Annotated in this window: 15 protein-coding genes; 7 read left to right on the forward strand and 8 right to left on the reverse strand. The window is 58.8% G+C overall.

Translation table 11 applies throughout. The annotated features are described in order from the left end of the window. Positions 1 to 316: 316 nt before the first annotated feature. Both ACJ8PN_RS10465 and pabB read right to left on the reverse strand, forming a co-directional pair. Positions 317 to 895, reverse strand: coding sequence for a CoA pyrophosphatase (locus ACJ8PN_RS10465; protein WP_004927587.1), 579 nt, complete (start codon positions 893 to 895; stop codon positions 317 to 319). Beyond that, positions 892 to 2,265 (reverse strand): aminodeoxychorismate synthase component 1, encoded by a 1,374-nt coding sequence (pabB, locus tag ACJ8PN_RS10470; protein WP_082996816.1) that lies wholly within the window; start codon positions 2,263 to 2,265, stop codon positions 892 to 894. The genes ACJ8PN_RS10465 and pabB overlap by 4 nt, the downstream gene beginning before the upstream one ends. A gap of 522 nt (positions 2,266 to 2,787) precedes the next feature. Between pabB and ACJ8PN_RS10475 the strand changes: the two genes are divergently transcribed. Together ACJ8PN_RS10475 and ACJ8PN_RS10480 are read left to right on the forward strand one after the other, a co-directional pair. Next, positions 2,788 to 3,789: a glycosyltransferase gene (locus ACJ8PN_RS10475; protein WP_351106404.1), complete on the forward strand. Its 1,002-nt coding sequence runs from the start codon at positions 2,788 to 2,790 to the stop codon at positions 3,787 to 3,789. Between the two features lie 70 nt (positions 3,790 to 3,859). Then, positions 3,860 to 4,099: a YoaH family protein gene (locus tag ACJ8PN_RS10480; protein WP_015378151.1), complete on the forward strand. Its 240-nt coding sequence runs from the start codon at positions 3,860 to 3,862 to the stop codon at positions 4,097 to 4,099. Positions 4,100 to 4,133: 34 nt separating this feature from the next. On the opposite strand, the gene purT is transcribed toward ACJ8PN_RS10480, so the two are convergent. After that, positions 4,134 to 5,312, reverse strand: coding sequence for a formate-dependent phosphoribosylglycinamide formyltransferase (gene purT / locus ACJ8PN_RS10485; protein ID WP_442534883.1), 1,179 nt, complete (start codon positions 5,310 to 5,312; stop codon positions 4,134 to 4,136). A gap of 246 nt (positions 5,313 to 5,558) precedes the next feature. Between purT and cspE the strand changes: the two genes are divergently transcribed. From cspE to yebF, 5 genes are all read left to right on the forward strand, one after another. Continuing rightward, the gene (cspE, locus tag ACJ8PN_RS10490) at positions 5,559 to 5,768 is read left to right on the forward strand and encodes a transcription antiterminator/RNA stability regulator CspE (protein WP_004927572.1); all 210 of its coding nucleotides are present in this window, start codon (positions 5,559 to 5,561) and stop codon (positions 5,766 to 5,768) included. Positions 5,769 to 5,915: 147 nt separating this feature from the next. Beyond that, positions 5,916 to 7,298, forward strand: coding sequence for an ATP-dependent RNA helicase DbpA (dbpA, locus tag ACJ8PN_RS10495; protein WP_411260843.1), 1,383 nt, complete (start codon positions 5,916 to 5,918; stop codon positions 7,296 to 7,298). 88 nt (positions 7,299 to 7,386) lie between these two features. Beyond that, on the forward strand, positions 7,387 to 7,710 hold the full coding sequence (locus ACJ8PN_RS10500; protein WP_442534884.1) for a YebG family protein: 324 nt from the start codon (positions 7,387 to 7,389) through the stop codon (positions 7,708 to 7,710). A 39-nt stretch (positions 7,711 to 7,749) separates the two neighbouring features. After that, positions 7,750 to 8,058 (forward strand): N(4)-acetylcytidine aminohydrolase, encoded by a 309-nt coding sequence (yqfB, locus tag ACJ8PN_RS10505; RefSeq protein ID WP_004927562.1) that lies wholly within the window; start codon positions 7,750 to 7,752, stop codon positions 8,056 to 8,058. A gap of 71 nt (positions 8,059 to 8,129) precedes the next feature. Then, positions 8,130 to 8,489, forward strand: a complete 360-nt coding sequence (gene yebF, locus ACJ8PN_RS10510; protein WP_442534885.1) for a protein YebF — start codon at positions 8,130 to 8,132, stop codon at positions 8,487 to 8,489. A 58-nt stretch (positions 8,490 to 8,547) separates the two neighbouring features. Here yebF and ACJ8PN_RS10515 read toward each other — a convergent pair whose 3' ends face one another. The 5 genes from ACJ8PN_RS10515 to mdtH all read right to left on the reverse strand — a co-directional run bounded on the left by ACJ8PN_RS10515 (position 8,548) and on the right by mdtH (position 13,239). Further along, on the reverse strand, positions 8,548 to 9,111 hold the full coding sequence (locus tag ACJ8PN_RS10515) for a lipoprotein (protein ID WP_004927555.1): 564 nt from the start codon (positions 9,109 to 9,111) through the stop codon (positions 8,548 to 8,550). Positions 9,112 to 9,263: 152 nt separating this feature from the next. After that, on the reverse strand, positions 9,264 to 10,904 hold the full coding sequence (locus tag ACJ8PN_RS10520; protein ID WP_351105991.1) for an ABC1 kinase family protein: 1,641 nt from the start codon (positions 10,902 to 10,904) through the stop codon (positions 9,264 to 9,266). A 32-nt stretch (positions 10,905 to 10,936) separates the two neighbouring features. Further along, on the reverse strand, positions 10,937 to 11,584 hold the full coding sequence (grxB, locus tag ACJ8PN_RS10525; protein WP_033632832.1) for a glutaredoxin 2: 648 nt from the start codon (positions 11,582 to 11,584) through the stop codon (positions 10,937 to 10,939). 127 nt (positions 11,585 to 11,711) lie between these two features. Then, complete coding sequence (locus tag ACJ8PN_RS10530; RefSeq protein ID WP_004929632.1) at positions 11,712 to 11,960, reverse strand: hypothetical protein; 249 nt, start codon at positions 11,958 to 11,960, stop codon at positions 11,712 to 11,714. Positions 11,961 to 12,033: 73 nt separating this feature from the next. Further along, on the reverse strand, positions 12,034 to 13,239 hold the full coding sequence (gene mdtH, locus ACJ8PN_RS10535; RefSeq protein WP_033632833.1) for a multidrug efflux MFS transporter MdtH: 1,206 nt from the start codon (positions 13,237 to 13,239) through the stop codon (positions 12,034 to 12,036). Positions 13,240 to 13,271: the final 32 nt, after the last annotated feature.

Genomic DNA, 13,271 nt, shown 5'->3' on the forward strand with positions numbered 1-13,271 from the left:
TCGCTTTTTTTACTGATTACCCGGGGCGAACCCTTGTGCGGGGTATCCGCTTTCGCCCAAGCTCCATTAGCGGTAATCGCGCCAGCTTTCCGTGCTGAACGCCGCCGGCTTAATCCCTGTTTCTACAGTGGTTTATCTCGGACGGTGGTATTTTACAGGTATTTCGTAAGGTTTAAGAGAGGGTTTACAGTTTTTTTAAAACCATTCAAACGGAACGGTAGTTGAAAAAGCGATCAAATGAAGTGATAGCGATCTCTTTACCCGCCGCGGAGGCCGGCAACCGTGCCAGATTGCGAGTCAGATCACGTAATGCGGGCTAAATACTGACCTGTTGCGCCAAGCGTCGAATGATGGCGGCGGTCAGCCCCCAGATAAACTGGCTGTGATACCAGGAGAGGTAGATGCGGTGCGTATGGCCGGCGCGATGAATATCCAGCGGATAGTAACGCGACAGGGTCAGCGCTTCCCGCAGGGGCATTTCGAACACGTCCGCCACTTCGCCTTCATTGGCGTGGAACTGCACGTCCGGCGGGATGAGGCCGACGATAGGGGTAACCTGAAATCCGGTGCTGCTGTCGAGCGGCGCCATTTGGCCGAGCACAGTCACCGCTTGCGGCGGTATCGCCACTTCTTCCTGCGCTTCTCGCAGCGCCGTGACGATCGCCGATCCGTCTTCGGCGTCGGTTTTGCCGCCGGGGAAGGCCACTTGACCGGCATGTTTGCGCAGCGAGTCGGCACGGCGGGTCAACAGCAGCGTCGGCTCGGCGCGGCAGACGATCGGGATCAGCACCGCCGCCGGGCGCACATGGTGCGAAATCTGTGTCGCCTGTGGCAGCTGCAGTTGAAAGCGGCTGATAAAGGCGTGCAGCGAGGCCGGTGAGTTCGATGGGATCACGACAGGGCATACTCCCCTAGCTGCGGCAAAATGCGGCCGACCTTGTCGAAGGTCTCCTGGTATTCCGCCTGCTCCTGGCTGTCCGCCACGATGCCGCCGCCGGCGGAGCAGTGGATGCGACCGTTTTCGGTGACGAGCGTGCGAATGGTGATATTGGTGTCCATGGTGCCGCAGGCGCTCAGGTAACCGATGCTGCCGCAATAGGCATTGCGGCGCTGCGGCTCCAACTCTTCGATGATTTCCATCGCGCGCACCTTGGGCGCGCCGGTGATCGAACCGCCGGGGAAGCAGGCACGCAGCAGTTCGGCCGCCGAGGTATGGTTTGGCAGGGTCGCGGTGATGGTGCTCACCAGGTGATGCACGGCCGGGAACGGCTCCACGGCGAACAGTTCCGGCACCCGTACGCTGCCAGGTTGGGCGACGCGGCCGATATCGTTGCGCAGCAGATCGACGATCATCAGATTTTCAGCGCGATCCTTGGGTGAATCGGCCAAACGGCGAGCCTGCGCGGCGTCCTGTTCCGCGTCCGCCAGCCGCGGCAGCGTGCCCTTGATCGGGCGGGTTTGGATACGCTGCTGCTCCAGCCACAGGAAGCGCTCGGGAGAGACGCTCAGTACGCTGTTGTGCGGCAAGCGCAGGAAGGCCGAGAACGGCGCGCGGTTGCAGGCGCTCAGGCGGCAGAACGCCTGCCATTCATCCCCCTGATAGTCGGCGGAGAATCGTTGTGCCAGATTAATTTGGTAACAGTCGCCGCTGCGCAGGTAGTGTTGAATACGTTGGAATTTCTCGCCGTATTGTCGCCGGCTCATATTGGCGCGCCAGTCGCTCAGCAGCGTGAAAGGGCGTTCTGTAGGTGCGGTTTGGCTATTGAGCCAGCGCCAGCGCTGCTCCACATCGCCATAGCTGAGCAGCGTCAGGGTTTGCAATTGGTGGTCGGCGATCGCTGCCCAGTCATAAATGCCCACTGCCATATCCGGCAAAGCGAGGTCGGCTTCGGCCAACTGCGGCAGGGTTTCCACCCGCCGCCCAAGATCGTAGCCGAACAGTCCCAGAGCTCCGCCCTGAAACGGCAGGTCCGGATTAAACGCCGGCTGCCAGCCTTGCGCCGCCAGTTGCTGCTGCAGCAAGGAGAACGGATCTTCCTGCGACTGAATGGTGACGCCGTCACTTTCGATTTGCGTGCCGGCACCCTGGGTGGTGAGTGTCACGCGCGGTTGTGCGACCAGGATATCGAAGCGGTTGTGCGAATGGTCGGCAAAGCCCGAATGCAGCAGCATCGCCCAAGGCTGCGATGAAAGCGGGGCGAAAAGCGTCATCAGGGCACGGCGGCTGTAGGGCAAAGATTTTATGTTTGGGGCGGTTACGCTCATGAACGTCAATAAACCTGGCTGTGAGGACGGCAATATCTGGCGGCTAGTGTGCCATAGACGGCCACGTCATGCATGTTTTGCCATGCGCGACATGCAGCACAGTTCACATAAACGGCAGCTCAATAAACCTGAAATAAGGCATTTTTTGCGCCATTGATTATACTTCGATATGTTAAAAATTTAACGTCAAATGCACTGGAAGCCTATACATCGAGGGCGCAATACCCGAGAAATATAAAAAAAGATTCGTTAATTTCATAAATTTATTATTTCTGCTTGTTATTAGAGGCGGGGGAGGTGTTGCTATGCCCGATTTTGGCAACGTCGCCGCCCTTTGGAATTAATGGCTTAATTACTCAGCGCTTTTCTGGCGCGGGTTTGAGAAAGAAAGGCCAGTTCGGTCCCATTAGCCTGCGCGGGAATTTGCAGTGTTTCACGCCTATCCCAAGCCTACGCAGGCCGAATGAGTCTTTTAGAAAAATAAAATTATTATTTTGTTACATTATCATTGAAGAGCTGACTATGTCGTTAATGCTGAGCGTGATCGTCCCGATGCACAATGCGGGGGAATTATTGGAGCCTTTCCTGGCCTCGCTGCTGGCCCAGCGCGAGCAACGGTTGGAGGTGATCATCGTCAACGATGGTTCCACCGACGGTTCAGGAGAGATCGCGCACCGTTACGCGGCGGTACATCCGCATATTCGTGTGATCGATCAGGCCAATGCCGGTGTTTCTAACGCGCGTAATGCCGGGCTTGCCGTTGCCCAAGGCAAATATGTGGCGTTTCCCGATGCCGACGACTTGCTGGCGCCGGAGATGTATTCCACGCTGCTGGAACAGGCGGAAAAACACCAATTAGACGTGATGCAATGTAATGGCGAGCGCTATTTCACCAGCCAAGATGAATTGCAGCCGATTTTTCCCGAGGCGCGTTTGCGTTCCACCGATGTTATCAGTGGCGTGCAGTGGTTTGAACGTGCGCTGAAATCGCGAAAGTTTATTCACGTTGTATGGCTGGCAATATATCGCCTCGACTTTATTCGCCAGCATCGGCTTTATTTCGAGCCGGGGTTACATCACCAGGATATTCCCTGGACGACAGAAGTCATGTTTAATGCCAAACGGGTCAAATATTTAAGTACGCCGCTGTACCGTCAACGGGTGCACGACAAGTCGATCAGTAATCGTCGTCGCATCGGTAAGGCGAACGTGGAGTATCAACGCCACTATATGAAAATCGTCGAAATGCTGGAGCGGCTCAACCAGCGCTATGCGGGCACCATCGTCATTCGTCCGGCTTTCCATTGGCAAATCACCCGCGAAGCGCTGGGCATTTGCCACAGCATTCGTCGCGAGCCGGAACCAGCCGCTCAGAGTCAGATCACCGAAGAGTTCTATCAGCGCGGTATCGACAGAGCGATGTTCGCCAATGCGCGCGGCCTGAAGCAGGGGTGGCATGTCATGCTGTGGCGGCATCGCCTGAAGCAGTGGCGCAACGATAACGGCTGTTCGCAACCGGCCTGACGCACCAGACGTTGGGATCTGCCGCGTTAGCGCGTATACTCCTTCTCCCTTTTGCCGGAGAGAACGACACATGCATGCAGGTATGCCATTACTGAATCACGCGGAGCAGCAGGAAGCGGCGGATCGCATCCATCAACTGATGGAGCAGGGCATGAGCAGCGGTGAGGCCATTGCTCGCGTTGCGCAGGAAATTCGCGAGAAGCATCAGGGTGCTCAGGTTGCGGTATTGTTCGATGACGAAGACGAGCAACATGAGGCCGCACCGGAGGCGTCGCGGGATGACGATGCTGAAGAAGACGAAGACTATTGACGTTATCGGGGCCGCGTAAGCGGCCCCGTGAGTATCAGCCGTTGACCGTCACGGCGGCGGCGGCTTGTTTCGCTTGCTCCACCGCCAGTTCCGTCGTGTTGGCCGTCGCCAGCGCTACGCCCAGACGACGTTGCCCGGCGATCTCCGGTTTGCCGAACAGGCGCAGCTGGTTGTGTCCGCGCAGCGCATTTTCCAGTCCGCTGAAACGCACATCGCTGCTGGTGAGCTGCGGCAGGATCACCGCCGAAGCGGAAGGGCCGAACTGGCGGATGGCGCCAATCGGCAACCCGAGAAACGCGCGAACGTGCAGGGCGAACTCGGACAGATCCTGTGAGATCAACGTAACCATGCCGGTATCGTGCGGCCGCGGAGACACTTCGCTGAAGATCACATCGTCGCCGCAGACGAACAGCTCCACGCCGAACAGGCCGAACCCGCCCAGGGCTTTCACCACCTTCTCCGCAATAGCCTGAGCACGGCTCAACGCCGTGGCTGACATGCGCTGTGGTTGCCAGGATTCGCGATAATCTCCGTCTTCCTGACGATGGCCGATCGGCTCGCAGAAATGTACGCCGTCCACGGCGCTGATGGTCAGCAACGTAATTTCAAAATCAAATCTTACCAACCCTTCGACGATCACCCGGCCGCCGCCGGCGCGTCCACCTTGTTGCGCGTAATCCCAGGCGCTTTGCAGCTGCTCAGGTGCGCGGATCAGGCTTTGTCCTTTGCCGGAAGAACTCATCACCGGTTTGACGATGCACGGGTAGCCGATGTGCTCGACCGCCTGCCGGAAAGCCGCTTCGCTGTCGGCAAAGCGATAGCTGGAGGTAGGCAGGCCAAGTTCTTCCGCCGCCAGACGGCGGATGCCTTCGCGGTTCATGGTCAGCCGCGTGGCTTCGGCGCAGGGCACCACGCGGTGGCCCTGACGTTCAAGTTCCACCAGTATGGCGGTGGCGATCGCTTCGATTTCGGGAACGATATAGTCCGGCCGCTCTTGTTCGATAACGGCTTTCAACGCGTCACCGTCCAGCATATTGATGACGTGACTGCGGTGCGCCACATGCATGGCGGGGGCGTCGGCATAGCGATCGACGGCGATCACTTCCAGACCGAGGCGCTGGCATTCAATGGCGACTTCTTTACCCAGCTCCCCGGAGCCGAGCAACATAACGCGGGTGGCGGAAGGGCGCAGGGCGGTTCCAATCGTTAACATAGTTTCGTACCTGGATCGGTGAAAGTAAGCGGATTGATGATCGGCGGGCAGTATATACGAAAACGATTGCGTTCACAGCCACCGCGCCAGGTTTGTTGCTAACTTACTGTTTTTATAACAAGCAGAAATATTTGCCCTGCCTGGGCGATTGTGCGTTAATAAGCGACGGCGAAAGAAGGCCTATATATAGCAAGGTTTTCGCGTCTCGTGCCGTCAAGGCAGGTTTATCAAGTAAAGGAAACACAAATGAGCAAGATCACTGGTCACGTTAAATGGTTCAACGAAAGCAAAGGTTTCGGCTTCATCACGCCTGCCGACGGCTCTAAAGACGTTTTCGTTCATTTTTCCGCTATCGTTAGTGATGGTTTCAAGACACTGGCTGAAGGCCAGCAGGTTGAATTCTCCATCCAGGACAGCCAACGTGGCCCAGCCGCAGCCAACGTCGTTGCGATTTAACGACTGAGCCGCCAAGAAACCCGCCGCCGGCGGGTTTTTTTATGCCCGCTGCCCGTAACGCCGCCCATCTCTGTTATCATTTACCGCTGATTCGGCGCCAACCTGCGGGCGCGCCGCCATTCCATTCGTCATATAAGAGTTATCGCCGTGAGCACAGTTTCTTTTTCTTCCCTGCCTCTGCCAGCCGAACAGTTGGCCAACCTCAACGAACTGGGGTACGCCAAAATGACGCCGGTGCAGGCCGCCGCGTTGCCCGCTATCCTGCAAGGGCGAGACGTGCGCGCCAAGGCGAAAACCGGCAGCGGCAAAACGGCGGCATTCGGCATTGGCTTGCTGAATAACATCGTCGTTACTCAGGTTGCCACGCAGGCGCTGGTGCTCTGTCCCACCCGCGAGTTGGCCGATCAGGTGAGCAAAGAGCTGCGTCGCCTGGCGCGTTTCACGCAAAACATCAAAATTCTGACGCTGTGCGGTGGCCAACCGATGGGGCCGCAGCTCGACTCGCTGGTGCACGCGCCACACATTGTGGTGGGGACGCCGGGGCGCATTCAGGAGCATCTGCGCAAGAAAACGCTGCTGCTGGACGAGCTGAAGGTGTTGGTGCTGGATGAGGCCGACCGCATGTTGGATATGGGTTTCGCCGACGATATCGACGATGTGATCAGCTACACGCCGCCGCAGCGTCAGACGCTGTTGTTTTCCGCCACTTATCCGGCGGGCATCGAACGCATCAGCGAGCGTGTTCAGCGTCAGCCGCTGAGCGTCGAAGTGGACGATGACGAAGCGCAAACCGCTATCGAACAACGCTTTTATGAGACTACGCGCGAGCAGCGTCCGGCGCTCCTGGTGTCGGCCATTCGCTACCATCAACCCGCGTCCTGCGTGGTGTTCTGCAATACCAAGCGCGATTGTCAGACAGTGCTTGAGGCCCTTGAGGCCCGCGGCATCAGCGCGCTGGCGCTGCATGGCGATCTGGAGCAGCGCGACCGCGATCAGGTGTTGGTGCGCTTCGCCAATCGCAGTTGCCGAGTGTTGGTGGCGACCGACGTCGCCGCTCGCGGGCTGGACATCAAAGAGCTGGAGCTGGTGGTTAACTACGAACTGGCGTTCGATCCCGAAGTGCATGTGCACCGTATCGGCCGCACCGGCCGCGCCGGCATGAGCGGGCTGGCGATCAGCCTGTGCACGCCGCAGGAGATGGCGCGGGCGCATGCGATTGAAGACTACCTGCAGATGGCCGTCGATTGGGCGCCGGTGTCCGAGCTGAGCGGGGCGGCCAACGGCTCGCTGGAGGCAGAGATGGTGACGCTGTGCATCGACGGCGGCCGCAAGGCGAAGATCCGTCCCGGCGATATCCTTGGCGCGCTGACCGGCGATGCCGGGCTGACGGCGGCGGAAGTGGGCAAAATCGACATGTTCCCGGTGCATGCTTACGTCGCGATCCGTAAAGCCAGCGCGCGCAAGGCGTTGCAACAGCTGCAACAGGGCAAAATCAAAGGCAAGAGCTGCAAGGTGCGGCTGCTGAAATAAGCCGAAGGCGGGCGGCGGTTTGCCCTCCCGCCATTATCTATTTATACTGTATGTAATTACAGCTATTTGAGTATTTGAGGACGCACGCATGGCGGTTGAAGTTAAATATGTGGTGGTGAGAAACGGTGAGGAAAAAATGACTTTCGCGAGCAAGAAAGAAGCCGACGCCTACGACAAAATGCTGGATCTGGCGGATAACCTCGGAGAGTGGCTGCAACAGGCGCCGCTGAACCTGGACGACGAACAGCGCGAAGGGCTGAGCTTCTTCCTGGCAGAGAATAAAGATGCGTTGGGTCTGATTCTGCGCGGCGCTTCACCGGCGGAAACCCTCAAGAAACCGGCGGAAGCGAAAGCGAAAAAAACGGCCTCTAACTCAAAAGAGGGATCTGCGTCAGAAAAGCAAACGGCATAATGACTTATGTTGCGGTGTTGTGATGAAAAAGGATCTAAAATGAGCCGTGAAATAACTTTCTTCAGCCGCTTTGAGCAAGATATTCTGGCCGGGCGCAAAACCATCACCATTCGGGATGCCAGTGAGTCGCACTTCGAACCGGGCGAGGTATTGCGCGTAAGCCGCAATGAAGACGGCGTATTTTTCTGCTTTATCGAAGTGCTGTCGGTAACGCCGGTGCGCCTGGACGCGCTGACTGAACGCCACGCACAGCAGGAGAACATGTCGCTCGGCGAACTGAAGCAGGTGATCAAGGAAATCTATCCGGGCCTGGATGCGCTGTTTGTCATCGAGTTCGTCAAACGGTAAACCCTTTGCCGAAACCCTGTTGTGAGCCAGGGATGGGCGCCCGGATAGCGCTAATCACAACGGGAGGAGATATGAAAAAAACGGGTTTGGCTATCGCCTTGTTGGCCATGATGGGAGCATCGACTGCGGCGTGGGCGCAGGATCACGAGCAGCGCGCCGCCAAGGTGGGGCAGTGTGCGGGTCTGCAGCCGGCGGATATCGCCGCCCAGGTCAAGCGCGACTTCTTGCAGAACCGCATCACGCGCTGGGAATCGGACAAAAAGCTGCTGGGTACCGCCACCCCGATTGCCTGGGTTAGCCCGGAGGCCATCACCGGCAAGGATCAGGTGTGGCAGGTGCCGTTGACGGTGCGTGGCACCAAGGCAGATAAAACCTACAACGTGACGCTCAACTGCAACACCGGCGAGATCGCCTACAGCGCGCCGCAGTAACGCTTTTTTTGGCAATAAAAAGCCCGCCGAGCGGCGGGCTTGATGTCCCCAGACGGCGTCAGTCGCTGAACGGTATCACCAACTCACCCGGTTTCACTTCCAATCCCTTCGCCAGTTTTTTCGCCAGCGCTTCGGTTTTGCTGTTGTCAGGATTCAGCACATAAGCCGGCTTTTGGTCGAAGTAAGACTTCAGTGACTGGTTCAGATATGGCGTCAGCGCTTTCATCACCGTCTGCATTTTTTCCGGCTGTACGCTGTAATCGGTCAGTTCCATGTCTTTCAGGTAAATGGCGCCCTGTGCGCGGTCGTAAACCGGCTGCGCTTTCAGCGTCAGCTTCAGATCCGCCGCCTGCGGGCCGAGAATCGACGTGATGTTGACCTTGGCGTCGCCGGAAAGGGTGACTTTTCCCGGCTCGCTGCGACCGATCTGGCTTTGCAGCTGCGTCAGCACGATGTTGGCGTCCACCAGGCCGGGCACGCCGATCTGCTTCTGATAGTCGTTATGTTTCTGCAGGTAATCATTCACTTCCTGCTCGCTCAGGGTGTACTGGGTCAGTTGATTGCAACCGGCCAATACGCCGGCGAACAGCAGGGCGGCTGCGCCCATCAGGATCTTCTTCATTAATGCCTCATTGCGACTGCTGGCGAAAAGTGCTGCAGATAATTGATTAATCATTATAAACGTTCCGCCTGCGCGTGAAAACGGCAGGCGGCGATGTGCAGAGGATAGTGCGCGCAAAAGCGGGCGACACCTATCGGATAACGCCGAAAGCGTCAGCGCCGCAATCGCAGCGCCAGGAGGATCACGCCGGCCAGGCAGGCCGTGGCCCCCAACAGCGGGAACAGCGGAATGCCCCACAACTGCAGTGAGGAGTGCATCAGATAAGGCGCCAGGCCCAGGGCGAAAGCGGCGGTGACAATGGCGATAGCCAGGGTGACGGCGGCGCGTTCCAGCGCTTTGCTCAACTGGCCGAGATTACTGACGTTGATATCGGCATTGAGCTGCCCGCGTTTTAGGCGGCGCACCAACAGCCGCAGGGTTTGCGGCAGTTCTTCCCCGGCGTCGAGCGCTTCCCCGCCCAGGGCCAACAACCGCTGGCGCACGGCGTCAGGGGCATAGCGTTGCAGCACCGTTTGTTGCAGCATCGGTTTGAGCGTGGCGACGATGTCGAAGGCCGGATCCAATCGGTGCAACACGCCGTCGGCGGTGATTAACGCCTTGAACAGAAGTACCAGATCGGGCGGCAGCGCCAACTGGTGTTCACGCGCCATCACCAGCAGGTCGGTCAGAGCCTTGCCCAACGTCAGGGTGGCGGCGGCCTGTTTGTCGAGAAAGTTTTGCGCCGCCAGCTCCAGATCCATCAGATCCAGCGGTTCGCTGTCTGACCAAGCGATCAGCGTGTTGACGATGCCTTCGGACTGACGATCGGCAATGGCCTGCAGCAGCAGAAGCAACTGATTGCGCCGCCGCTCAGACAGTTGGCCCACCATGCCGAAGTCGATAAAGCCGACGCGGTCACCGCTCAGCGCCATGACGTTGCCGGGGTGAGGATCGGCGTGATACAACCGATGCTCCAGCACCATGCTCATAAAGGCGCGCGCGCCGCGTTGCGCCAGCAGCGGGCCGTCAAAGCCCGCCGCCGCCAATTGCTGAGGGTTCTCCGGCGCGGTGCCGGGCAAGTACTCCTGCACTAACAGGCGCGGGGAAGACCATTGCCAATAGATTTTCGGCACGACCACATCGGGTTCATGCGCGAACATCCCGGCGACGCGATCGCAGTTATGCCCTTCGTGAGTCAAATCCAGCTCATGATTCAGCGCCGTCGCCAGCGCTCTGACCATCTGCCGCGGCCGATAGCGCGCCAACGCGGGGCTCTGCTGCTCCACGGTTTCCGCCAGCGAGGCCAGCAGCCGCAGATCGGCATGAATGGTTTTCGCCAGGCCGGGCCGCAGCACTTTCACCACCACCTGTTCGCCGTTGTGCAGGCGTGCGCGGTAGATTTGCGCCATCGACGCCGCCGCCAGCGGCGTGCGATCGAATTCGGCAAACTGCTGTTCGGGTTCGCCGCCCAGGTCGGCAACGATCTGTGGTGCCAGCGTTTCCCATGGCAACACCGCTGCCTGGCTGTGCAGGCGATCCAGTTCGTCGGTCCAGGCCGGATCCAGAAGATCAGAACGCGTGGCCAGGATCTGGCCGAATTTGACGAAGGTCGGGCCCAGCGCCTCGAGCGCTTCGCGCAGCCGCTCGGGCAGGGTTTGTGCGTCCTGCTGGGCGGAGCCAGCGCGGGCGCCGCGCAGCAAAGCCCCCAGGCCCAGCAGACGCAGAACGTCTTGCAGGCCGTAACGAATCAGAACGGAGGTAATTTCCTTCAGCCGCGCCCGATCGCGAGCGGTGGCGAGCACCATTTTCAGCATCAGTACGCCCTATCCTTTGGGTTATTCAAACGTTATTGTTCCATGTCCAGCAGTAACGGCACCTCGCAGCGCTGCGCCATGCGGTTGCGGTAGGTTTCCACGTTCTCCGGCAGCGCAACCCCGGCGACGATCGACAACGAGCGCAGCAGCGGGAACAGGTGGATATCGTCCTCGGACAGTTCGCCGTTTACCGCTTCGGCGGAGACGATCAGCGGGGACAGGGTTTGCAGATCGGCCTCCAACTGGGCGATCAGATCGGCGCTGTTGGCGAGATGCTCGGCGAAATCACCGATTGACGCCTGCTTTTTATCGATAAAATAACGGCGGGCGCTGTCGGTGGCGAACTCTTCGAAATCGGCATGCGCAATACGCGGCAACAGCAATTTTGCGCTGTACCCGCCGACCCGCTGCAGCCACTCGGCAATGGCCGGGTTGGTGCGGCCGGTCAGCACCGGCTTGCCGTCCAGGTTATCGACATAGCGCACGATATCCAGGCTTTCCGGCATCGCTTCGCCGTTGTCTTTGACCAGGATAGGCACCATTTTTTGGCCGATCAGGTTGAACGGAGTCGTCTCATCGTCGTTGAGCAACGTGACCAGACGAATCGGCAGACGTTTCAGGCCAAAAATCATGCGGGCTTTAACGCAGAATGGGCAATGATCGTAAATGAACAGTTTCATGCTTGCTCCGGGTTGTCAGGTTTTAACAGCAATAGTTACCACAGCTTATCGAGGCTGTCTTGACGTGCGTGTGTTGGATGGTGCGTTATTGCGATATTGCCCGCGCACCGGCGCGGGCTAGGGGGCGTTATTTCTTGGCCGGTACCGAGTTGAGCACATCGATCAGGTGAATGCGAGCTTCTTCCAGGTCGATTTTGTCACGTTCGTTGGCGGCGGTGACGACCTGCAGCTGTTTGATAATATCGTTTTTCAGGCCGGCGTCGCTGGCGAGGATATGGGCCAGGGCCTTTTCCACCAGGGTGGAACGCGCATAAATCATGCGCAAGTTCAGTATCATATGTTCGAGTAGTTGCGGTAATTTTGCTTCTTCACTCATGCCGACGGGCTCCTGTGGGGGTTTTTACTAACAGGATAGCAGCTGTTGCCGATTCGGCCGGATTTCTATGGCGTTAACCGCCGCGCAGCATCATCGATGCACTGCGCCGCGGGCTGAACTGCCAGTACAGCGCCAGCAACGTAGCGAAACCCACTGCCCCAAGCAGCAACCAGGGTAGCTCCGGCATGTTCATCGTGCGTCCGGTATCGTACATCCAGCCGCCGCCGGTGTAACCTAACGCGCCACCCAGCGCCAGGCCAAGGCGGCTAAAGCCCATATAGCTGCCACGCGCACGTGGATCGGCCAGCGAAGCGCTCAGCGTTTCGCGCGCCGGTTCGGCGATGATCGAACCCAGGTAGAAACAGCAGATCAGCGTGAACACGCCTTGCAGGCTGCTGGCGAGGCCGATCGGCAGCAGGCTGAGCGTCATCAGCAACAGGCCCGCCATCAGGCGTTGTTCAAGCCGAAAATGTTTTTCACCCCAACGCGCCAGCGGATAGAGCAGCGACAACGACAGCGCCGCTTCGATCGCGTACATCCATTTCACCGCCGCCGGGGAGCCGGCGATTTCATTGACCACGATCGGCAGCATCAGCATCACCTGTACCGCCAGCATATAGTAGCCGGTCAGCGTCAGGACATAGGTGAGGAAGCGGCGATCGCGCACGACCCGCAGCATGCCTTCTTTCATCGGCACGCGCACGGTGGAGATGCGGTAAGCCGGCAGTAACCAGGCGTTCCAGCCGGCGGCCAGCACGAAGATCGCCGCCCCGACCCAGCAGACAAAGTGGAAATCGTACTGCAGCAGCCAACTGCCGATCAGCGCGCCGACGACCGCACCTGCGCTGTCCTGCATCATCAGCAGCGAGAAAAAACGGCCGCGTTCGTGCGGGCGGGTCAGCTTGATCACCAAAGCGGTGCGCGGCGGATCGAATAACGTGCCGCCGAGGGCGGACAGCGCGCAGGAGAACCACAGGATCCACGGCGCATCGGCCATCGCCATGGTGGCGAAACCGGCGGCGCGCAGCAACATGCCGGTGACGATCATCGGCTTGGCGCCGAAGCGATCGGCGATGGCGCCGCCAAAGATGCCGAGCCCTTGTTGCAACAGCTGCCGCAAACCCAGCGCGATGCCGACGATCAGCGCCGCCCATCCCAATTGATCGACGAAGCGGATCGAAATAAGCGGGAACACGACAAAGAAGCCTAAAACCACCAGCAGGTTGTCGAGCAACAGAAAATATTTACCCAAGCTGCGCGCTTGCGACACCAGAGACATGCATCACCATGAGCAATTAAGAGAGAGGGGGA

This window comes from Serratia sp. CY76391 (assembly GCF_052166695.1).
GTDB lineage: Bacteria > Pseudomonadota > Gammaproteobacteria > Enterobacterales > Enterobacteriaceae > Serratia > Serratia nematodiphila.